Annotated in this window: 15 protein-coding genes; 6 read left to right on the forward strand and 9 right to left on the reverse strand. The window is 74.3% G+C overall.

The genetic code is table 11. From position 1 onward, the window contains the following. The first annotated feature begins 205 nt into the window (after positions 1-205). The 5 genes from ACFRQN_RS16705 (at position 206) to ACFRQN_RS16725 (ending at position 9,562) form a co-directional block, all read left to right on the forward strand. Entirely contained in the window at positions 206-6,097 is a 5,892-nt protein-coding gene (locus tag ACFRQN_RS16705; protein WP_380740994.1) for an SDR family NAD(P)-dependent oxidoreductase, read from the forward strand. Then, positions 6,097-6,594 carry an acyl-CoA thioesterase gene (locus ACFRQN_RS16710; RefSeq protein WP_380740995.1) on the forward strand — a complete coding sequence of 166 codons (498 nt, stop codon included), beginning with the start codon at positions 6,097-6,099 and terminating at the stop codon, positions 6,592-6,594. The genes ACFRQN_RS16705 and ACFRQN_RS16710 overlap by 1 nt, the downstream gene beginning before the upstream one ends. A gap of 98 nt (positions 6,595-6,692) precedes the next feature. Beyond that, on the forward strand, positions 6,693-7,169 hold the full coding sequence (locus ACFRQN_RS16715; protein ID WP_053112049.1) for a flavin reductase family protein: 477 nt from the start codon (positions 6,693-6,695) through the stop codon (positions 7,167-7,169). A 16-nt stretch (positions 7,170-7,185) separates the two neighbouring features. Further along, a complete protein-coding gene (locus tag ACFRQN_RS16720) occupies positions 7,186-8,217 on the forward strand; it encodes an NAD-dependent epimerase/dehydratase family protein (protein ID WP_380740996.1) in 1,032 nt (343 codons plus the stop codon). Positions 8,218-8,377: 160 nt separating this feature from the next. After that, the gene (locus tag ACFRQN_RS16725) at positions 8,378-9,562 is read left to right on the forward strand and encodes a cytochrome P450 (protein WP_380740997.1); all 1,185 of its coding nucleotides are present in this window, start codon (positions 8,378-8,380) and stop codon (positions 9,560-9,562) included. 45 nt (positions 9,563-9,607) lie between these two features. Here the strand turns inward: ACFRQN_RS16725 and ACFRQN_RS16730 are convergent, their stop codons facing one another. After that, entirely contained in the window at positions 9,608-10,972 is a 1,365-nt protein-coding gene (locus ACFRQN_RS16730; protein WP_380740998.1) for an ammonium transporter, read from the reverse strand. Between the two features lie 278 nt (positions 10,973-11,250). Between ACFRQN_RS16730 and ACFRQN_RS16735 the strand changes: the two genes are divergently transcribed. After that, the gene (locus ACFRQN_RS16735) at positions 11,251-11,565 is read left to right on the forward strand and encodes a DUF6968 family protein (protein WP_380740999.1); all 315 of its coding nucleotides are present in this window, start codon (positions 11,251-11,253) and stop codon (positions 11,563-11,565) included. A 39-nt stretch (positions 11,566-11,604) separates the two neighbouring features. Here ACFRQN_RS16735 and ACFRQN_RS16740 read toward each other — a convergent pair whose 3' ends face one another. The 8 genes from ACFRQN_RS16740 to ACFRQN_RS16775 all read right to left on the reverse strand — a co-directional run bounded on the left by ACFRQN_RS16740 (position 11,605) and on the right by ACFRQN_RS16775 (position 20,717). After that, positions 11,605-12,072, reverse strand: a complete 468-nt coding sequence (locus tag ACFRQN_RS16740) for a nuclear transport factor 2 family protein (RefSeq protein ID WP_380741000.1) — start codon at positions 12,070-12,072, stop codon at positions 11,605-11,607. A 114-nt stretch (positions 12,073-12,186) separates the two neighbouring features. Next, the gene (locus ACFRQN_RS16745) at positions 12,187-12,822 is read right to left on the reverse strand and encodes a TetR/AcrR family transcriptional regulator (RefSeq protein ID WP_380741001.1); all 636 of its coding nucleotides are present in this window, start codon (positions 12,820-12,822) and stop codon (positions 12,187-12,189) included. A 79-nt stretch (positions 12,823-12,901) separates the two neighbouring features. After that, the gene (gene mdlC / locus ACFRQN_RS16750; protein WP_380741002.1) at positions 12,902-14,512 is read right to left on the reverse strand and encodes a benzoylformate decarboxylase; all 1,611 of its coding nucleotides are present in this window, start codon (positions 14,510-14,512) and stop codon (positions 12,902-12,904) included. A 153-nt stretch (positions 14,513-14,665) separates the two neighbouring features. Beyond that, complete coding sequence (locus tag ACFRQN_RS16755) at positions 14,666-15,502, reverse strand: alpha/beta fold hydrolase (RefSeq protein WP_380741003.1); 837 nt, start codon at positions 15,500-15,502, stop codon at positions 14,666-14,668. A gap of 120 nt (positions 15,503-15,622) precedes the next feature. Continuing rightward, positions 15,623-16,879 (reverse strand): MFS transporter, encoded by a 1,257-nt coding sequence (locus tag ACFRQN_RS16760; protein ID WP_380741004.1) that lies wholly within the window; start codon positions 16,877-16,879, stop codon positions 15,623-15,625. Beyond that, on the reverse strand, positions 16,872-18,071 hold the full coding sequence (locus tag ACFRQN_RS16765; RefSeq protein WP_380741005.1) for a cytochrome P450: 1,200 nt from the start codon (positions 18,069-18,071) through the stop codon (positions 16,872-16,874). Before ACFRQN_RS16765 ends, ACFRQN_RS16760 begins: the two co-directional genes overlap by 8 nt. A 47-nt stretch (positions 18,072-18,118) precedes the next feature. Then, complete coding sequence (locus tag ACFRQN_RS16770) at positions 18,119-18,835, reverse strand: DUF5825 family protein (RefSeq protein ID WP_380741006.1); 717 nt, start codon at positions 18,833-18,835, stop codon at positions 18,119-18,121. Continuing rightward, positions 18,816-20,717 carry a RiPP maturation radical SAM C-methyltransferase gene (locus ACFRQN_RS16775; protein ID WP_380741007.1) on the reverse strand — a complete coding sequence of 634 codons (1,902 nt, stop codon included), beginning with the start codon at positions 20,715-20,717 and terminating at the stop codon, positions 18,816-18,818. Before ACFRQN_RS16775 ends, ACFRQN_RS16770 begins: the two co-directional genes overlap by 20 nt. Positions 20,718-20,800 lie beyond the last annotated feature (83 nt).

Consider the following 20,800-nt stretch of genomic DNA (forward strand, 5'->3'; position numbering starts at 1 on the left):
CGGTGTGCCGCGCGGAATATCACGGCGTTATGGAATGCGAACGCGGGGAAATAACGCCGTTATTGAAAGAGCGCGACCCGCGCGGGTGGTAAAGCAAACTCGGAGAAGGCATTTTCCCGGCCTTGGTCGCACGCTTGACCGATGGGTGGATCGCCGGGTTGGCGAAGGGATTCGCCGTCAATTCATCTCCATGGGTGGTGGATACATGAGCAGTGAACGGATCGCAATCGTGGGAATCGGCCTCCGCTATCCGGACGCCAATTCCCCGGGCGAGTTGTGGGACAACGTACTGGGCGGCCGCCGGGCCTTCCGGAGGCTGCCGGACGAGCGGATGAACCAGGCGGACTACTGGTCGGCGGACCGCACCGCGCCCGACCGGTACTACGCGACCAAGGCCGCCGTCCTCCGGGACTACAGCTTCGACCGGGTCGGGTACAGCGTCGCCGGCAGCACGTACCGGGCGACCGACCTGACCCACTGGCTGGCCCTCGACGTGGCCGCCGAGGCGCTCGCCGACGCCGGGTTCCCGGACGGCGCGGGCCTGCCGCGGCAGGCCACCGGCGTGGTGGTCGGCAACAGCCTCACCGGCGAGTTCTCGCGCGCCAACACGATGCGGCTGCGCTGGCCCTACGTGCGCCGGACGGTGGCCGCCGCCCTCGCGGGCAAGGGCTGGCCCGAGGGCGACGTCGCCGCCTTCCTCGGGGAGCTGGAGCCGCGCTACAAGGCGCCCTTCCCGCCGATCGACGAGGACTCGCTGGCGGGCGGCCTCGCCAACACCATCGCCGGGCGGATCTGCAACCACTTCGACCTGCGCGGAGGCGGGTACACCGTCGACGGCGCCTGCTCCTCCTCCCTGCTGTCCGTGGTCACGGCCGCCGGGGCGCTCTGCGACGGCGACCTGGACGTGGCCGTCGCCGGCGGGGTCGACCTGTCCATCGACCCGTTCGAGGTGATCGGCTTCGCCAAGACCGGCGCGCTGGCCACCGGGGAGATGAAGGTCTACGACCGGGACTCCAACGGCTTCTGGCCCGGCGAGGGCTCCGGCATGCTGGTGCTGATGCGCGAGCGGGACGCGGTGGCGCAGGGGCGGCGGATCTACGCGAGCATCAGCGGCTGGGGGGTCTCCTCGGACGGCAGGGGCGGCATCACCCGGCCCGAGGCGGGCGGCCACCGGCTGGCACTGGACCGCGCCTACCGGCGGGCGGGCTACGGGGTCGAGACGGTCTCGTACTTCGAGGGCCACGGCACCGGTACGGCCCTCGGCGACGCGACCGAGATCGAGGCGCTGTCCTCCGCGCGCCGCGCCGCCGACCCGACGGCCCGACCGGCCGCGCTCGGGACGGTCAAGGGGAACTTCGGGCACACCAAGGCCGCGGCGGGCGTGGCCGGCCTGATCAAGGCCGCCCTCGCCGTGCACCACCAGGTGATCCCCCCGGCGACCGGCCACCACGACCCGCACCCCGGCCTGATCGGCGAGACGGCGGCCATGTACGTGCCGGGCCGGGCCGAGCTCTGGCCGGCCGACCAGCCGGTCCGGGCGGGCGTGTCGGCCATGGGCTTCGGCGGGATCAACACCCACGTCGCGGTCGCCGAGGGCCCCGGCCGTACCCGGCGCGAGGCGCTCGACGAGCGCACCACCCGGCTGGTCGCCGGACGCCAGGACGCCGAACTGCTGCTGCTGGACGGCGCGGACCCGGCCGCGCTGCGCGCGGAGCTGGGCCCACTGCTCGACCTGGTGCCCCGACTGGCCCAGGCCGAACTCGTGGACCTGGCCGGAACGCTGGCCGAGCGGCTCTCCGGCGCCCCGGTCCGGGCCGCCGTCGTCGCGACCTCGCCGGACGACGCCGCGCGGGCCCTCGAACGGCTGGCCGCGCTGCTCGACTCGGGCGCGCGGGAGGCGTTCTCGGCCGCCGAGGGGGTCTTCCTCGGCCGGGCGCGGACCGCGCCGAGGATCGTCTACCTCTTCCCCGGGCAGGGCTCGGGACACGGCGCCGTCGGCGCGATCCGGCGCCGGTTCGCCACCGCGGAGGAGGTGTTCGGCGCGGCCGGACCGCCCGCCGGTGCGGACCAGGTCGCCACCGAGGTGGCCCAGCCGCGCATCGTCACCGGTTCGCTGGCCGCCCTCCGGGTGCTGGACGGACTGGGCATCCGGGCCGGGGCCGCCGTCGGGCACAGCCTGGGCGAGCTGACGGCGCTGCACTGGGCCGGGGCGATGAGCGAGGATCAACTGGTGCGCCTCGCCACGGTCCGCGGCCGGGTGATGGCGCGGGCGAGCCTCGGCGGCGGCGCGATGGCCGGCCTGGCGGCGACCCCGGAGCGGACCGCCCGGCTGTCGGACGGATCGGACGTCGTCGTCGCGGGCTACAACGGCCCCCGGCAGACCGTCGTCTCCGGCCCCGCCGAGGCGGTCGACGAGGTCTGCCGCCGGGCGGCGGCCGAGGGCGTCACGGCGACCAGGCTGCGGGTGTCGCACGCCTTCCACTCGCCGCTGGTCGAACCGGCCGCGGCCGCGATGGCGGCCGAACTGGCCGGGTTCGACCTCCGCCCGCCGGTCCGCCCGGTCGCCTCCACGGTCACCGGCCGGCTGCTGGACCCGACCGCCGACCTGCGGGAGCTGCTGCGCGCCCAGGTGCTGCTCCCGGTCCGGTTCCACGAGGCCGCCGAGGCCGCGGCCGCCGGCGCCGACCTGGTGGTGGAGGTCGGCCCCGGCCGGGTGCTGTCCGGCCTGCTGGCGGAGATCGCGCCGGACCTCGCGGTGCTGGCGGTCGACACCGACAGCGCCTCGCTCGGCCCGCTGCTCAGGGTCGCCGGCGCCGCCTACGTGCTCGGTGCGCCGGTGCGGACCGCGGCCCTGTTCGGCGACCGCCTGGTCCGACCGCTGCCGCCGGAGAGCGAGCCCACCTTCCTGGCCAGCCCCTGCGAGGCGGCTCCGGCCATCGGCGCGGCCCTGGTGGCGCGGGCCGGCGGGGCGGAGGACGGGGCGGAGGAGGGAGCGGACGGCGCCGAGCGGTCAGAGCGGTCCGGGCGTCCGGCGGGCGCGGACACCGGCACCGGCCCGGTCTCCACCCTGGACCTGCTGCGCCGGCTCGCGGCCGAGCGGGTCGAGCTGCCGCTGGACTCCGTCACCGCGCGGACCCACCCGATGGACGACCTGCACCTGAGCTCCATCACGGTCGGCCAGATCGTCAACGACGTCACCCGGGCGCTGGGCCAGCCCGCGCTCGCCGCCACGACCGGCTTCGCGACCGTACGGCTGGGCGAACTCGCCGAGCTGATCGACCGGTTGGCGGACACCTCGCAGGCCGGGGCGGAGCCGGCGGGCGAGGTCCCCGGGGTGGCCCCGTGGGTGCGCCCCTTCGCGGTCGAGCACGTGGCGGCTCCCCTGTCGGCCGGGCCGCACCCCGGCCCCCGGGCGTCCGACCCCCGGGCCGCGGCCGACGACTGGACGGTCTTCGCCACGCCCGGCCACCCGCTGGCCGCACCGCTGCGCACCGCGCTCGCCGCGGCGGGCCTCGGGGACGGCGTCCTGCTCTGCCTCCCGGACGAGTGCGGCGCGCAGGACACGGAGCTCTTCCTGACCGCCGCGCGAGCCGTCCTGGCCGCCCCCGAGGGCACCAGGCTGGTCGTGGTCCAGCACCGCCTCGGGGCCGCGGGGCTGGCGAAGACCCTGCACCTGGAACACCCGTCCGTCCCGACCACGGTGGTCGAGCTGCCCGACACCGCCCCCGAGGGGGCCGCCCGCGACGAGGCGGTGGCCCGCGTCGTCGCCGAGGCCGCCGCCACGGCCGGCTTCGCGGAGGTCCGCTACCAGCGGGACGGCCGCCGCACCGTCCCGGTGCTCCGCCCCCTGCCGCGCCGCCCGGTGGCGGAGGGGGAGTCACCGCTCGACGCGCGGGACGTCCTCCTGGTCACCGGCGGCGGCAAGGGCATCACCGCCGAGTGCGCCCTCGCGGTCGCCCGGGACTCCGGGGCGGCCCTGGCCCTGATCGGCCGCGCCGACCCGGCCGCCGACCGCGAACTCGCCGGGAACCTGGCCAGGATGGACGCCGCCCGCCTGCGCTACCGCTACGCCCGGGCAGACGTGACCTCGCCCGAGGAGGTCGCCGCCGCGGTGGGCCGGCTGGAGCGCGAGCTCGGCCCGGTCACCGCCGTGCTGCACGGCGCCGGCCGCAACGAGCCGGCCGCCCTGGACGCGCTGACCGCCGAGGACTTCCGGCGGACCCTGGCGCCCAAGACCGACGGCCTGGCGGCGGTGCTGGCGGCCGTCGACCCGGACCGCCTGAAGCTGCTGGTCACCTTCGGCTCGATCATCGGCCGGGCCGGGCTCCGCGGCGAGGCCCACTACGCCACCGCCAACGACTGGATGACCGAGCTGACCCTCCGCTTCCGGGACCGGCACCCGCGGGCCCGGGCGATCGCCCTGGAGTGGTCGGTCTGGTCGGGCGCGGGGATGGGCGAACGGCTCGGCGTCGTCGAGGCGCTGATCCGGGAGGGCATCACGCCGATCTCCACCGAGGACGGGATCCGGGTGCTCCGCGAGGTGCTCGCGGACCCCTCGGCCGGCCCCGTCCTGGTGGTGAGCGGACGGGCCGGCGGCCTGCCCACCCTGGCCACGGTCCAGCGCGAACTGCCGCTGACCAGGTTCGTGGAGCGGGTGGTCGCCCACCACCCGGAGATCGAGCTGATCACCGAGGCCGAGCTGTCCGAGGGCAGCGACCCGTACCTGACCGACCACCGGCTCCAGGGCGACCTGCTCTTCCCGGCCGTCCTGGGCATGGAGGCGATGGCCCAGGTGGCCGCCGCGGTGAGCGGGCACCAGGGCTCGCCGCTGCTGGAGGACGTCGAGTTCCGCCGCCCCGTGGTGGTCCGCCCGGGCGGCTCGACCACCATCCGGATCGCCGCGCTGGTGCAGGCCCCCGGGACGGTCGACGTGGTGCTGCGCAGCGAGGACACCGGCTTCACGGCCGACCACTTCCGGGCGAGGCTGCGCTACCCCCGTCCCGAACCGCCCGGCACGCCGCCGCCGGTCGGGTCCGGCCTGCCGACGGTGCCGGTCGACCCGGTGACGGAGCTGTACGGCGGTGTGCTGTTCCAGGGCAAGCGGTTCCAGCGCCTGCTGGAGTACCGGCGGGCGAGCGCCCGGCACGCCCTGGCGGAGATCTCCACCGCCGCCCAGGCGCCCTGGTTCGCCGCCTTCCTGCCGCAGGAGCAGCAGTTGGCCGACCCGGGCACCCGGGACGCGATGATGCACGCCATCCAGTGCTGCGTGCCGGACGCCACCCTGCTGCCGCAGAGCATCGAGCGGCTCTGGCTGGCCGACCGGGCGGACCAGGACACCGGGTTCGTGGTGCTCGACGCCCGGGAGCGCTCCCAGGACGGGGACCGCTACGTCTACGACCTCGTCGTGCGCACGCCCTCCGGAGCGGTGGTCGAGCACTGGCAGGGGCTGACCCTGGTCGCCGTGCGCCGGCGCGACGGCGCCGGCCCGTGGGTGCCCGCGATGCTCGGCTCGTACCTGGAACGCAGCCTGGAACGGGTCCTGGGCGGCAGCCGCGCGGTGGTCGTCGAACCCGCCGCGGACGGCGACGCCGGGCACCGCGACCGCCGGGCCCGCACCGCGACCGCCGTCGGTCGGGCGCTGGGCCGGCCGGTGGAGCTGAACCACCGGCCGGACGGCAGGCCCGAACTCGGCGGCGGGCCGGGGCTCGAGGGCTGGACGGTGTCGGCCTCGCACGACGGCGGCCTGACCCTGGCGGTGGTGGGCCGGGGACGCCTCGCCTGCGACGCCGAGTCCGTCCTGGAACGGACCCCCGAGGACTGGGACGCGCTGCTCGGCCCCGGCCAACACGCCCTGCGGGACCTGCTGGCGGCCGAGGCCGTCGAGGCCCCGGAGGTGGCCGGCACCAGGGTCTGGAGCGCGCTGGAGTGCCTGCGCAAGTCCGGTGCGACCACGCAGGCGCTGACCCTCGACCGCGTCCACCCGGACGGCTGGGCCGTCCTGTCCGCCGGCGACGCCGCCGTCGCCACCTGGGTGACCACCGTCAACGGACGGCCCGGGCCGGTCGTCTTCGCCGTACTCGCCGGAAAGGAGAACTGATGTCGGGCTACTACGAGCTGCGCCACACCGTGGGGTTCGAGGAGACCAACCTCGTCGGCAACGTCTACTACGTGAACTACCTGCGCTGGCAGGGGCGTTGCCGGGAGATGTTCCTCAAGGAGAAGGCGCCCGGGGTGCTCGCCGAGCTGCGGGAGGACCTGAAGCTGTTCACCCTCAAGGTGGAGTGCGAGTTCTTCGCCGAGATCACCGCGTTCGACGAGCTGTCGGTCCGGATGCGACTGGAGGAACTGACCCGGACCCAGGTCCAGTTCAGCTTCGACTACCTGCGGATCGACGGCGGGCAGGGGAGCCCGGTCGCCCGCGGCCGCCAGCGGATCGCGTGCATGCGCGGGCCGAACACGGCGACCGTCCCGGCCCCGGTGCCGGAGGAGCTGCGCCGGGCCCTGGCGCCGTACGCCGAGGACGCGGTGGCCGCCCGGGTCCTGGCGGCGCCGGTCCCGCCCGGCCGGCCGGTGGGCACGGGGAGGGCGCGGTGAGTGACAACGGCCGCGCCCTGGTCGACGACCCGTCACCGTCCACGACCTCGCCGTCCTCCCGGCACGCCGCCGTTCCGCCGGACGCGCTGCGCGAGACGATGGCCCGGTTCGCCACCGGGATCACGGTGCTGACCACCGGTGGCGAGCACGTCCACGGGATGACCGCCAACGCGTTCAGCTCGGTGTCGCTGGAGCCGCCGCTGGTGCTGTGCTGCGTCGCCCGCACCGCGACGATGCACCGGGCGATCACGGCGACCGGGTCCTTCGCGGTCTCCGTCCTGGGGGCCGAACAGGAGCCGCTGGCACGGTACTTCGCGGGCCGCGGCCGGCCGCGCGGCGCCGCCCAGTTCCACGGTGTCGACTGGCGGCCCGGCCCGTTCACCGGCGCCCCGCTGCTGTCGGGCTCGCTCGCCTGGCTGGAGTGCAAGCTGGCCGCGCAGTACGACGGCGGCGACCACTCGGTCTTCCTCGGCAGCGTGCTCGGGTCGGGCTGGACGGAGGGCCGGCAGGCGCTGCTGTTCTACGGCGGAGGCTTCCACCGGGGCGTCGGCGGTGCCGGCGACGGGACCGGCTGAGCGGAGGGGTGGTCCGATGTTGGTGAGCGTGACCGGCGGCACCGGGTTCGTCGGCATCCACTCGGTCGCGGCGATGGTCCGGGGCGGGCACCGGGTGCGGATGCTGGTGCGCGACCCGGCCCGCGCGGAACGGGCCCTCGCCCTGCTGGAGGTGGACCCGGGCGCCGTCGACCTGGTCGTCGGGGACGTGACGGACGAGGGCGGAGCGGCCCGCGCGGTGCGCGGCGCCGACGCCGTCCTGCACGCGGCCTCGGTGTACTCCTTCGACAGCCGGCGGTACGCGGCCATGCGCCGGACCAACGAGCGGGGGACCGACCTGGTGCTGGCCGCGGCCCGCCGGTCGGGCGCCGATCCGGTCATCCACGTGTCGAGCATCGTCGCGCTGCTGCCGACCCGCCGGCGGCCGCTCCGGGAGGACTCCCCGGTCGGCCGCCCCCGGGAGACGTACATGGCCACCAAGGCCGCCGCCGAGCGCGTCGCCCGCCGCCACCAGCGGGACGGAGCACCGGTGGTCATCAGCTACCCGCCCGCGCTGCTCGGCCCGCTGGACCCGGGGCCGGGCGACCAGAACACCCGGCTGCGCAACACCCTGCGCGGGCTGATGCCGGTCTGGCCGCTCGGCGGCTTCCCGGTCGGCGACGTCCGCGACACCGCGCGGCTGCACGCCCGACTGCTGACCGCACCGAGGACGGGCCTCGACCGCCACTTCGCCCCGGGCCGCCAACTGGCCACCCGGGAGTACGTGCGGACCCTGCGGGAGGTCACCGGGCGGCGGCTGCCCGCGGTCTTCCTGCCCGCCCGCGCCATGCTGCCGGTCGGCGCCCTGGCCACCCTGGTGCAGCGCGGCTGGCCCTGGCACATCCCCGCGGAGTACGGCGCCGTCTACACCTGCGCCTGCGCGGCTCCCGTCCACCCGGCCGCGAGCACCTGCGGACTGGTGCCGAGGCCGATCGCGGAGACCATGGCCGACACGGTGCGCTGGCTCCGTACCGAGGGGCTCCTGACGGACCGGCAGGCGGGCCTCCTGGCGGACGGGAAGGGCAGGTGAGCCGGGGGTGAGGCGCGCCGGGGGCGGCTCCGGCTCGGGAGAGGGGGCGCGTGCGAGGCCGCCGCGCCCCCGCGCGCCGTACGGGATAGCCGCCGGCGTGCGCGGTGGCCCGGGGCCGGGGGTATCGGGAAGGGGATACCGGATGATCACGGGAGGTTCCATGAGCGAGCAGGACGTGCCGCCGATCTCGATCTTCTACCGTCGCGACGGGTTCGACCCGGGCCCGGCCCTGGGCGAGGCCCAGCGCGGGGACCCGGCCCGGCGGGTCCGGGACTTCTGGCTGCACCGGGTGGGCGAGTACCGGCTCGTCACCCGGCACGCCGACGTGCGGCGCGTCCTGGCCGACCAGGAGACCTTCGCGATGTACGACCCGGAACGCGCCCCGATCCTGCCGAACGAACTCCTCAACATGGACCCGCCGGAGCACACCCGGCTGCGCCACGTGCTGACGCCGGAGTTCACCGGGAAGAGGATCCGCTCCCTGGAGCCGATGATCCGCGCCCTGGTCGGCGAACTGCTCGACGCCATGGAGGCGCGGGGGCCCGCGGCGGACCTGATGGACGCCTTCGCCCTGCCGCTGCCGCTCGGGGTGATCTGCGCGATGCTCGGCGTCCCCGACCCGGACCAGGGGGACTTCCACCGCTGGTCCCGGACCACGCTGGACCTCGGGCTCCCCATGGAGGAACGGCTCGCGGCCGGCCGGGAGTCGCACGCGTACGTGGCCTCCCTGGTGGCGGAGAAGCGGCGCAGCCCGGACGACGGGATGATCGGCATGCTCGTCCGGGAGCACGGCGGCGCGGTGTCGGACTCCGAACTGGTCGGGGTCTGCGAGCTGCTGCTGCTCGCCGGCCACGTCACGGTGTCCAACACGATCGGCCTGGGCGTGCTCGCCCTGCTGTCGCACCCGGAGCAGGCAGACCGGCTGCGCGACGCGCCCGAGGGCGATCCGGTGGTCGACGCCGCCGTCGAGGAACTGCTGCGGTACCTGTCCGTGTCCAGCACCGCGCTGGCCCGGACGGCGCGGTGCGACACCGAGATCGGCGGCGTGCCGGTCAAGGCCGGCGAGCAGGTCGTCTGCCAGCTGCCGGTGGCCAACCGGGACCCGGCGCTCGGCGCCGGGATGGACCGCCTCGACATCGGACGCGAACCCGTGTCGCACCTGACCTTCGGGCACGGCCCGCACCACTGCCTCGGCGCACCGCTGGCCCGCGCCGAACTGCGGATCGCGCTGCCCGCGCTGCTGCGGCGGCTGCCCGGCCTCGCGCTCGCGTGCCCCGCCGAAGAGGTGCCCTACCGGGTCAACAACGAGGTCTACGGGCTCCACGCACTGCCCGTCACCTGGTGACGGCGGCCCTCGGCCGGTGACGGGGGCCCCGGCACGTCCCGCCGGCTACGGGGCCCTCCTCCGCAACGCCTTCCGCACGGCCGTCGCCAGGCCGTCCGCCATTCCCCGGGACCGGGACCGGGACCGGGGCCGGGACGCCGGGGGCTCGGGCCAGGGAGCCCCCGACGCCGTGAAGTCGTAGGCGGTCTCGGCGTGCTCGGTCTGGTCGATGCCGACCACCTCGACCTCCTCGGCGACCCGGAAGCCGATGGTCCGCTGGATCGCCCGGCCGAGCAGCCAGGAGAGCACGAAGGAGTAGCAGGCGACCACCACGACTCCGACCGCCTGCTTGCCGAGCTGCCCGAAGCCGCCGCCGTAGAACAGGCCCCTGGCACTCTCGCCGACGTGCCCGGTGGCGAGCAGGCCGATCAGCAGCGAGCCGATCGCCCCGCCGACCGCGTGCACGCCGACCACGTCGAGCGAGTCGTCGAAGCCCAGCCGGTACTTGAGGCTGACCGCCGCCGCGCAGACCGCGCCCGCGACCAGCCCGATCACGATGGAACCGAGCACCGAGACCGACCCGCAGGCCGGGGTGATGGCGACCAGTCCGGCCACCGCGCCGGAGGCCGCGCCCAGCGAGGTGAAGGCGCCGTTCCTCGCCCGTACGTAGGCCAGCCAGCCGAGCATCGCGGCGGCGGTGGCGATCTGGGTGTTCAGGAACGCCGCGCCGGCGACGCCGTTGGCGGCCAGCGCCGAGCCCGCGTTGAAGCCGAACCAGCCGAACCAGAGCAGCCCGGAGCCGAGCATCACCAGCGGCAGGCTGTGCGGGCGCATCGGGTGCTTCCGGAAACCGACCCGCTTGTCCAGCACCAGGCAGAGCGCCAGGCCCGCGACCCCGGCGTTGACGTGCACCGCGGTGCCGCCGGCGAAGTCGATCACGCCCACCCGGTCGACCAGCCAGCCGCCGCGCCCGTTGTCGGTGCTGAACACCCAGTGCGCGACCGGGAAGTACACCACCGTGGCCCAGACCGTGACGAACAGCGTCCAGGCGGTGAACCTGGCGCGGTCCGCGATCGCGCCGCTGACCAGCGCCGGGGTGATCACCGCGAACATCAGCTGGAACACGGCGAACACGGTGACCGGGATCGAGCCGTGCAGCTCGTCCCGCCCGATGCCGCGCATCCCCAGGTGGTCGAGGTTGCCGATCAGGCCGTGGAAGGCGTCGGAGCCGAAGCTGAGCGAGTAGCCGTAGAGCACCCACAGCACGCTGACGATCGCCAGCACGACGAAGCACATCGACAGCATGTTCAGCGTGCTCTTGGCCCTGACCATGCCCCCGTAGAAGAAGGCCAGCCCGGGGGTCATCAACATGACCAGGGCCGCACTGATGAGCACGAAGGCGGTGTCGCCCGCACTGAAACCGGCCGGCATCGGTGGCGGACTCAGCCGAGCCGGGTGCCGGTGCTCCGGTGGACCGCCGTCCTCCCGGACGGCCCGGGGTGGCCGCGCACCCGGAGCCGCCGGGCACGGCGGTCGCGAGCAGGGTGAAGGTGCGTACTCATCGCGAAGCTCCTCGGAATCTCCTGCGGGCGGCCCCCTGCTCCACCGGAATGCTAAGGCGGCTCCTCGATCGGTGCCCGCTGGGGGAACCCGCGGCGGTAGGCGGGCGGAGACCGGTCCGGTGGACGAACGCGTGGTGTACTGCTGCGATGAGTGCTGAGTACGAGCTCGGTCGGGTAGTCGCCAGTCGTGAGCTGGTCTTCACCGCTGCGGACGGCACGCGGGTGCCGGTGCTGTTGGAGGTCGGGGTGCCGTCCCGCGATCCGGAGGGGCCGGACTGGTACTGCCCGTACCGGATCACGGGGCACCCCGGCATCGCCGACCGCGTGACGGCGATCTTCGGCGTCGACTCGTTGCAGGCGCTGCAGCTCGCCCTCACCTGTCTCCCCGACGAGTTGAGCGACGCGGCCGGGCTGACCTTCCTGGGCGGGACGGACCTGATGCTGGGGAGCGGCGGTTCGTGAGGGCGGAAGCCTGACGGATCGGGGGCCGGGCCCGGGCGGTCAGGACGGTGCGGCCGCCGAGGAGGCGACGGCGGCGGCGAAGTCGGGGTGCACGCCGAGCTGGGCGAGCATGACGCTGAGGCCGACGTAGCAGTTGAACTCCTTGACCTTCCCGTTCTCGACGTACCAGAAGTCGGCGGTGGGGATGCTGAGTCGGGCGCCGGGCGCCCGGACGGTGCCGGCGGGCGTCTCGAAGGGGCCGGTGACGGTGCCCTCGATCGTCAGTTCGACGGCGACCACGTCGCCGATGACGTGGACCCGGTGGAGTTCGCGGTGGATGTCGGGTGCCAGGGCTGCCATGAAGACGACCTGGTCGCCGAGGTGTTCGCCGCGGTAGCTCTCGCCCGCGACGACGTTGTTGAACACCCCGTCCTCGGCGAACTCGTCGATGAAGCCCGGTACGTCGAGGACGTGGCCCTCGGCCGCGTGGTAGGCGGCCCGCACCACGGCTTCCGCGTCGGTGGTCATCGCACTTCCCCTTCCATGAAAGCAATCAAATGCTTGCTTGAAATTATGGGAGCGTCATGGCGAGCGGTCAAGCATTTGCTTGGATGGTTCTGGCCGGACGGGGGTCCGTGCAGGTCAGCCGGGGTACGGCTGCCCGTGGAACGCGCCGGTCAGGACGGGCAGCAGCTGCCGCTCGATCCGTTCGGCGGGCTCGCTGGCCAGCTCGGCGCCGATGGGGGCCAGGGCGAGCCAGTTCAGCAGGCCGGCGGCGCAGCGGGTGCGGAAGACGAGTTCCCGCTCGTCGGCACCGGGCAGGTTGGCCGCCAGGACGCGGACGGCGTCCTGACGAGCCTGTTCGAACTTGCCGCTCAGGCGGTCCCAGCCCTGGGGCGGGTCGATGCCGACCCGGGCGACGGTGCGCATCACGGCCAGTTCCGGTCCGCCGGCGGCCAGTGCCCTGATCATCGGCCGGGCGAACGCCGCCGCGAGCTCCTGGAGGGTCGCGTCGGGGCCGAGCGGGTCGAGTGCCTGGATCTGGGCGTCCAGGTACCGCTCCAGCGCCTGCTCGATCGCGGCGTCGCAGAGCGCCCTCAGCGAACCGAAGTGGTAGCTGACCGCGGCGACGTTGGCCCCGGCCCGGTCGGTGACGTCGCGGAGCTTCACGCCGTCCTGGCCGCGTTCCGCCAGGAGGTCCAGGGCGGCGGCCAGCAGGCCGTCCCGGGTGCGCCGGCCGGTTTCCCGGCGCTGGTCCGTCTTCTCTGCCCGTGCCATGGTCCGGACTCAAGCAGGGGCTCGCGATGATTGTCAAGCGACTGATTGAGTTCCTGCCGCCCGGGCCCGGCCGTACCCCCTACAGCGTGGCGGGCTGGGGCTGGGTGGGGACGACGATGACGGTGGTGGTGTCGGCGGTCAGGGCCGTGGTGAACTCCCGTTCCAGGTCCTCGGTCGTCTCTACGTCGACGGCGTGGCAGCCGAAGCCGCGGGCGAGTGAGGCGATGTCGAGGCCGGGGAGGTCGAGTGCGGGGACGCCGGGGGTGTCCTCCAGTCGGGCGAAGGACTTGAGGATCGCGTACTCGTGGTTGCGCATGACCACGTAGACGATCGGGAGGCGGTGCCGGGCCGCGGTGTAGAGGGCCTGGACGCAGTACTGGAAGGAGCCGTCGCCGATCAGGCCGACCACCGGGCGGCGCACTCCGCGCTCCCGGTCGGCGAGCGCGATGCCCACGGCGGCGGGGACGGCCCAGCCGATGCCGCCGCTGGCCGTGGAGAAGAAGGATCCGGGGCGGGTGGTGGGCAGCCATTCGAGCTGCTGGGCCATGGTCGACGTCGACTCGTTGACGATGACGGCGTCCGGTGGGCGGACCCGGCTCAGGGCGGCGTAGACGGCGGGCGGGGGGAGCGGGAGGGTCGGGGAGGCCGGCAGGACCCGGGGCCGGGGCATCGGGTCGGGGGCGGTGCGGGCCGTGCCCTCCTGGACCAGGTCCAGCAGCCCTTCGAGGGCCAGCCGGGGGTCGCCGAGCAGGCTGTCGCCGGCCCGGGCGGTGGCGGCGGCGTGCGGGTCGCCGGTGAGCTGGAGCAGGGCGGTGCCCGCGGGGAGGTAGTCGCCCGGTACATACGGGTAGTAGCGGAAGACCTCCGCGCCGATCACGGCGACCAGGTCGTGTCCGGTCAGGCGTTCGCCGACGGCCTTGACCGACAGGCCCAGCGGGCCGGCGTAGAGCGGGTGGTCCTCCGGGAAGGAGGTGCGCTCCGCGAGCGGGGGGCCGTAGACGGTGGCGCGCAGCTTCTCGGCGAGGGCGACGGCCGCGTCCCAGCCGCCGCCGCGGTCGACCTCGGGTCCGAGGACGAGCGCGGGCCGGCGACTGGCGGAGAGGCGTTCGGCGAAGGCCCGCAGCCGTGCGGGGTCGGGGGCCACCCGGTGGCTGACCGTCCGCACCCGGGTGAAGGCGGACAGCGGCTGCTTCCAGTCGTCCAGCGGGATCGACAGGTAGACCGGCCCGGCGGGCGGCTGGAGCGCGTGCGCGTAGGCGCGCATGACGGCCTCGGGGACGTCCTGGGCGCGGGCCGGTTCGTAGGACCACTTCACCGAGGGCAGCGGCAGCAGGGTCGCCTCGCGGTTGGCGAGGTACGGCTCGCCGATCAGCAGTTCCCGGTGCTGCTGGCCGGAGGTGACGATCAGGGGCGTGTGCGCGTGGGAGGCCGACACCAGGTTGCCCATGGCGTTGCCGGTGCCGGCCGAGGAGTGCAGGTTGACCAGTGCGGGGCGGCCGGTGACCTGGGCGAAGGCGTCGGCCATGGTGATCGCGGAGGCCTCCTGGAGGGCCAGGACGTAGCGGAAGTCCGCGGGGAAGTCCTGGAGGAAGGGCTCCTCGGTGGAGCCCGGGTTGCCGAAGACGGTGGTGAGTCCGAGCGTGCGCAGCAGGTCGTACGTCACGGTGCGGACGGTGGATCGCTCGGCCATGGGGGCCACCGGCTTTCCCTCGGGGACGTCGGGGCATCGGGGCAATTCGGCTCCGGCCGTCGCACGGCCCGACACCAGCAGGAGAGCACCGGCCCCGAGGGCCCCGCAACCGGACGGGCGGGTGCGGGGCCCTCGGGGCAGGAACGGATCCGGCTACTTCGAGAGGAAGGTCAGCAGCGCCTTGTTGACCTCTTCGGCGTGGGTCCACAGCAGGCCGTGCGGTGCGCCCTCGATCTCCACGTACTCGGCGGAGGGCAGGGCCCGGTGGAACGGGCGGGCGGTGCTGTCGATGGGCAGGATGCGGTCGCCGGTGCCGTGCAGGATCAGGGCCGGCACGTCGATGCGCGGGATGTCGGCGCGGAAGTCGGTGTACCAGGTGGAGGGTGCCGCGGCGGCGGCGTACCAGCCGCCGGCCGCCGCGACGTTCCAGCTGTTGCGGACGGCCTCCTCGCTGATCCGGGTGCCGAGGTTCTCGTCGAGGTTGTAGAAGTCCTGGTAGAAGGCGGTGTAGTAGGCGTACCGGTCGGCCTTCACAGCAGCCACGATGCCGTCGAAGAAGTCCTTCGGGGCCGCGCCGTCCGGGTTGTCGGCGGTCTTGAGGAGATAGGGCTCCAGCGAGCCGAGGAAGGCCACCTTGGCGACGCGGCCGGAGCCGTACGCGGACACGTAGCGGGCGACCTCCCCGGTGCCCATCGAGAAGCCGACCAGGACGGCGTCCCGCAGGTCGAGGGTCTCCAGCAGGGTGTGCAGGTCGGCGGCGAAGGTGTCGTAGTCGTAGCCGGTGGTGGGCTGGGAGGAGCGGCCGAAGCCGCGGCGGTCGTAGGTGACGACCCGGTGGCCGGCGTCCAGCAGTGCGGCGCTCTGCCGTTCCCAGGAGTGCCCGTCCAGCGGGAACCCGTGGATGAGGACGACCGGCTGCCCGGAGCCGTGGTCCTCGTAGTAGAGCTCGACGGGGGCGGAGTTCTCCTGGCCGACGGTGACGAAAGGCATGGGCGCTTCCTTTCTCTCGGGCAGCGTCAGGGCTGCGGTGGGTCACACGCTAGGACCGGCCGGGTACGAATGGTTGCCGCTGCGGGCACCGCGTGTCGTCCGGGAGCGGCGTCGGGAGTCCTACAGCTCGCGCATCTCGCGCCTGGTCAGGGCGTACCCGAAGGCGCCGATCAGGCACAGCCCGGTGGTCGCGAACACCCACCGGCTGCCGAAGGCGTCCACCGCCGCGCCGGCCGCGATCACCGAGACCGGGAAGACCCCCAGCGCGCAGAAGGTGACGGCCGCCATGACCCGGGCCAGCAGCGCGGGCGGGGTGCTCTTCTGCACGCCGGTGACGACCAGGACGTTGGTCACCGTGCTGGCGCCGCCCGCCACGCAGAGCAGCAGGACGGCGCCGACGAGGCCGGTGAACGGCACCAGGCCGATCGCCGCGCCCATCACCAGGCCGGAGAGCATCGCCGTGCGGCCGCGGGAGCGCACCTCGGTGAGGCCGGCCGCGAACAGGCCGCCGACCAGCGCGCCGCCGGTGAACGCGGCGAGCAGCAGGCCCAGCCCGGCGGCACCGGCGGAGAAGCCGTGGGTGGCCAGGGCCGGCAGGGCGACCCGGGTGGCGCCGCCCACCGTCAGGTTCGCGATGGCCGTCACCGTCAGCACCGCGCGCAGCAGCGGCGATTCCCGCAGCAGGGTACGGAAGTTCCGTGGTACGGAGGCGCGTTCGGAGATCGGGCGGGCCGGTGCGACGAGGCCGCCGCGACCGATCAGCAGCAGCGTCGCCGTCGACACGGCGAAGGTCGCCGCGTCCACGCCCAGGGCGGTGGCCGGGTTCAGCCAGGCGACCAGCGGGCCGGCCACCGCCGGGCCGAGCAGGCCGGCGCCGAAGGTGACCGTGCTGTTCAGGGCGTTGCCCGCGTGCAGGTCCTCGGCGGGCAGCAGGGCCGGCGTGATCGCCCAGGCGGCCGGCAGGAAGACCCCCGCCCCGAGGCCGACCAGCAGGGCGAGTCCGCCGATCAGCCAGAACGCGGCCGCCCCGCCGGCGGCGACCGCGCAGAGCCCGGCGGTGGCGAGCAGCCGGCCGAGGTCGGCGGTCAGCATCACCCGCCGGGCGCCGAACCGGTCGGCGAGGATCCCGCCGAGCGGGGTGGCGGCCAGCCGTCCCGCGCCGTAGGCGGCGACCACCAGGCTCAACTGGCGGGCGCCGCCGCCGAGGGAGTAGACCAGCAGCGGCAGGGCGACCACCTGGAACGCGTTGCCGAACTCCGAGGTGGCCTGGCCGATCACCAGCAGTCGGAAGCCGCGCGAGCGCAGAGGGGCGACGCCGAACCGGGGGCGGAACCGCAGCAGGCCCGAAGCGCCCGCTGTCTTCGCGCCGCTAGCCATCGAGCGAGACCGGCAGCGACTCCAGGCCGCGCAGCATGATCGTGTTGCGCCAGGGCAGGGTCTCCTCGGCGGCGGCCAGCTCGATCCGCGCGAAGCGCTCCAGCAGGCCGGTCAACGCGACCTCGCTCTCCAGCCTGCCGAGGAAGGAGCCGAGGCACCGGTGCAGGCCCTGTCCGAAGGCCAGGTGGCCCGGATCGCCCCGGTCCAGGATCAGCCGGTCGGGATCGGTGAAGCGGGCCGGGTCCCGGTTGGCCGCGCCGAGCGAGAGCAGCACCAGCTCGTCCGCCGGGATCTCCACGTCGTCGACCATCACGTCGGCGTTGGTGAACCGCAGGGTGGCCATGCTCACCGGGGACTCGTAGCGCAGGAACTCGTCGATCGCGACGGGCATCGCCGCCGGGTCGGCGCGCAGCCGGGCGAGCTGGTCGGGGTGGTGGAGCAGGGCCAGGGTGGCGGTGCCGAGCAGGTTGACGGTGGTCTCGTGACCGCCGATCAGCAGCAGGAAGACCATCGAGAACACCTCCTGCTCGGTGAGTTCGCCGGCGTCGCGGGCCCACACCAGGTCGGTCAGGACGTCCTCGCTCGGGGCGGCCCGTCGGGCCGTCATCAACTCCCGGAGGTAGTCGTTCATCTCGGCGGTGGCCTGGTCGAAGGTCATCTCGCCGCCCTGGGTGAGGATCGCCGTCGACCAGGTGCGGAAGGCGTGCATGTCCTCCGGGGGGAAGCCCAGCAGCTCGCAGATGACCATGATCGGCAGCGGGAAGGCGAAGTCCGCCACCAGGTCGGCGGTCTCCCGTCCGCGCAGCCCGTCCAGCAGGCCGCCGGAGATGCGCTCGACCATCGGCCGCATCAGGTCGACCCGCCGGCGGGTGAAGACGCCCTGGATCAGGCGGCGCAGCCGGGTGTGGTCCGGCGGGTCGCTGTTGAGCATGTGGACGACCTCGGAGCCGAGCGTCAGGCCGGAGCCCCGCCCGCTCGCGATGGCCTGGCTGCGGCGGACGTCCTGCCCGAAGCGCGGGTCCATCAGCGCCGCCCGGACGTCCTGGTAGCGCGTCACCAGGTAGACCGGCAGGCCCTCGCCGAACTCCACGACGGAGACCGCGCCGGCCTCGCGGATCCGGGCGAGGGTGGGGTAGGGGTCGCGGATGAAGGCGGACATCCGCCCGGCGGCGTCGTCGACCGCGGTGGTCATGGATCTCTCCTCGGGCTCGGAACTCTCGCGGTTACGCGGTTGCGCGGCTACACCGTCAGCGACGGGAAGGGCCAGCGGCGCACCCGCATCGGCAGGAACCAGGCGCGGCCGGCCTGTTCGGCGATCAGACCGGCCTCGGCGAAGTCCCGGTGGACGGCCTCCGGCAGCCGGCCGACCTCGACGCCCTCGGCCAGCGCGTCCACCTGCGCCAGGTGGGCCGGTTCGTCGATGGTGAACAGCTCCAGCGTCCCGAACCGGCGGTCGCGCACCTCGACGAAGCCGGGGCCGCGCCGGAAGACGCACTTGCTCGGGTAGTACGTGGCGCGCCAGTCGGCGACGACGTCCTCCGGCCCGCCGGTCAACCGCTCCGGCGGGTACAGGTGGTGGAACCGGCGCCGCGCGGCGCAGCCGTCCGTGCAGACCGCCTGCCAGAGCACGGCCAGCCCCTGCCCGGTCGCCTCGCGCAGCAGCATCAGCGCCCGTGCGGAGGCCGCGGGCGCGTCCGCGCAGAGCCGCACCGGCTCGGTCAGCCGCAGGCAGCGGACCCCGGTGCGGTGCAGCCCGGTGACCTCCTCCTGCGCCGGTCCGGGCAGGGTGCGGCGGCCGAGCGCGAAGCCCGGCAGCTCCCGGGCGGCGGGGTCGTAGTCGAGCCAGAGCTCGACCTCCGGGCCGGCCGCGCGCCAGGCGGCGTCGGTTGTTCCAGCACCGGTCCTTGCGGCGTCCGTCCTTCCGGCATCGTTCCGTTCAGCCGATCGCGACGGCATCGGGCACCTCCTCGGTGCGGGGGAGGGCGGCGGCGGGGCCGTGCCGGTGCCGCATCCGCATCAGCACCTGGTTGTCGGACTCGACGGCGACCTGGAGGTAGCCGGCCCCGTCGTGGAACAGCAGGCCCAGCGCGGTGAAACGCTCCAGCACCGGCTCGACCGCCGCCGCCCCGCCGGGGACCTTGGCGGCCAGCGCGGCGGCCGAGCGGGGCTGGACCAGCAGCCGGAAGACGGCGAGCTCCACCGGATCGGTCAGCTCGACCACCCGCCAGTCGTACCCGGGACGGGTGTTGACGAGCACGACCCGTCCGCCCGCGTCCCGGTAGCTGAGCCGGCTGTCGGGGAACCGCGCGAGCCAGGTGTCCACCGCCGCGCCCAGCCGCTCCGCGAGCCCGCCGCCGATCCCGCGCGGCGGCGCGGTGAACACGTAGGCCAGTTCGTTGAGTTCACTCTCCGGCAGGCGGTACGTCGCGCGGTACTGGAAGGCCGGCCGGGTGATCGCGAAGCCCAGCTCGGGGCGGTCGAAGTACGGGCTGAACCGCTCGATCGCGATCCGCCCCGCCCCGGTCGGCGGGTCCAGGTGGTGCAGGACGGGCAGTTGGCGGATCACCGACTCGTAGTCCTCCGGCTGTTCGCCGGGGAAGCCGTAGAGGTAGTTCCAGGTCACCGAGACCCCGGCGCTCTGCGCGTCCCGCAGCGCGCGGACGTTCTGGCAGCCCGTCACCCCCTTGTCCATGATCCGCAGGACCCGGGTGCTCAGGTTCTCGATGCCGGGCTGCACCTGGGCCGCGCCCGATTCGCCGAGCAGCTGGAACTGGTGGCGGCGCAGGTTGGCCTTGATCTCGAAGTGCAGCCGCAGGTCGACCGGGAGTTCGGCCAGCGACTTCAGGACGGTGTCGAAGTAGCCCATGTCCAGGATGTTGTCGACCACGTAGACGTCCAGCAGTTGGTGGCGTTCGGCGAGCCCGAGCACCTCGGCGAGGAAGTCCGCCGGCGGCTTGGAGCGGAACTCCATCGAGGAGCCGTTGAGCCCGCAGAAGGTGCAGTGGTGCTTCTCGCCCCACCAGCAGCCCCGGGAGCCCTCGACGACCAGCTTGGGATCGACCCAGCCGGCCGCGACGGAGGCGTCGAGCCGCTCGAAGAAGCCGTCGTAGCGGGGCGCCAGGATCGCGGAGGGCGGCAGCGGGCGCTTCGTCATCGCGTTGGCCGTCGACGTCCCGGAGCCGTCGCGCCAGCACAGCCCGGGGACGGCGGAGAGGTCGCCGCCCGCCAGGAGGCCCGCCAGGAGCGCCGGGAAGGCGGCCTCGCCCTCGCCGCGCACCACGTAGTCCAGGAACGGGAAGTTGCGGTGCAGCGCGGCGCCCTGCGGACCGTCGCAGTTCGCGCCGCCGAACACCGTGCGCACCTGCGGGCAGCGCTGCTTGAGCAGCCTCGCGGCGGCGAGGCTCGCGGTGTTCTGCTGGAAGGTGGTGGTGAAGCCGACCAGGTCCGGTGGGTCGGCGGCGAGTTCCTCGACCAGGCGGGCGATGAACGCGGGGGCGATCGCGCGGGTGGCCCTGGTCAGGGCGATCTCCTGCTCGCTCGCGCCGTTGGCGGCCAGGTACTCGAAGTAGCCGGTGCTGTCGTCGCCGCCGTCGTCGCCGTACAGCGCGCCGGCGAACGCCCAGTCGCCCGCGCCCTGGAAGTAGGACTTCTCGGAGAAGTACTGGTAGTCGTCCGCGCCGAAACCCGCGGTCTCGGCGGCCCAGTCCACGAAGTCCAGGTTGGCGTACCGGACGTCGACCTGGTGGCCGGCGCGTGCGGCGGTGGTGTGCAGGATCCCGAGCGCCAGCGACGGCACGTCGATCGCGCCCCAGGGCATGTGCAGAAGAACGATACGCATGGTGGCCAGTTCCGTCGGTCGCAGGCGGTCGGTCAGGGGTGTCGGCGGGGTGTCGCTCCGGGGCACCGCGGGCGCCCCGGAGC

Origin of the sequence: Kitasatospora sp. NPDC056800 (genome assembly GCF_042789775.1) — a bacterium.
GTDB lineage: Bacteria > Actinomycetota > Actinomycetes > Streptomycetales > Streptomycetaceae > Kitasatospora.

What these genes read in the sequence shown, in the direction of transcription:
- ACFRQN_RS16705 (WP_380740994.1), top strand. Translation starts at nt 206, where the DNA reads ATGAGCAGTGAACGGATCGCAATCGTGGGAATCGGCCTCCGCTATCCG.
- ACFRQN_RS16710 (WP_380740995.1), top strand. Translation starts at nt 6,097, where the DNA reads ATGTCGGGCTACTACGAGCTGCGCCACACCGTGGGGTTCGAGGAGACC.
- ACFRQN_RS16715 (WP_053112049.1), top strand. Translation starts at nt 6,693, where the DNA reads ATGGCCCGGTTCGCCACCGGGATCACGGTGCTGACCACCGGTGGCGAG.
- ACFRQN_RS16720 (WP_380740996.1), top strand. Translation starts at nt 7,186, where the DNA reads ATGTTGGTGAGCGTGACCGGCGGCACCGGGTTCGTCGGCATCCACTCG.
- ACFRQN_RS16725 (WP_380740997.1), top strand. Translation starts at nt 8,378, where the DNA reads ATGAGCGAGCAGGACGTGCCGCCGATCTCGATCTTCTACCGTCGCGAC.
- ACFRQN_RS16730 (WP_380740998.1), bottom strand. Translation starts at nt 10,972, where the DNA reads ATGCCGGCCGGTTTCAGTGCGGGCGACACCGCCTTCGTGCTCATCAGT.
- ACFRQN_RS16735 (WP_380740999.1), top strand. Translation starts at nt 11,251, where the DNA reads ATGAGTGCTGAGTACGAGCTCGGTCGGGTAGTCGCCAGTCGTGAGCTG.
- ACFRQN_RS16740 (WP_380741000.1), bottom strand. Translation starts at nt 12,072, where the DNA reads ATGACCACCGACGCGGAAGCCGTGGTGCGGGCCGCCTACCACGCGGCC.
- ACFRQN_RS16745 (WP_380741001.1), bottom strand. Translation starts at nt 12,822, where the DNA reads ATGGCACGGGCAGAGAAGACGGACCAGCGCCGGGAAACCGGCCGGCGC.
- mdlC (WP_380741002.1), bottom strand. Translation starts at nt 14,512, where the DNA reads ATGGCCGAGCGATCCACCGTCCGCACCGTGACGTACGACCTGCTGCGC.
- ACFRQN_RS16755 (WP_380741003.1), bottom strand. Translation starts at nt 15,502, where the DNA reads ATGCCTTTCGTCACCGTCGGCCAGGAGAACTCCGCCCCCGTCGAGCTC.
- ACFRQN_RS16760 (WP_380741004.1), bottom strand. Translation starts at nt 16,879, where the DNA reads ATGGCTAGCGGCGCGAAGACAGCGGGCGCTTCGGGCCTGCTGCGGTTC.
- ACFRQN_RS16765 (WP_380741005.1), bottom strand. Translation starts at nt 18,071, where the DNA reads ATGACCACCGCGGTCGACGACGCCGCCGGGCGGATGTCCGCCTTCATC.
- ACFRQN_RS16770 (WP_380741006.1), bottom strand. Translation starts at nt 18,835, where the DNA reads ATGCCGTCGCGATCGGCTGAACGGAACGATGCCGGAAGGACGGACGCC.
- ACFRQN_RS16775 (WP_380741007.1), bottom strand. Translation starts at nt 20,717, where the DNA reads ATGCGTATCGTTCTTCTGCACATGCCCTGGGGCGCGATCGACGTGCCG.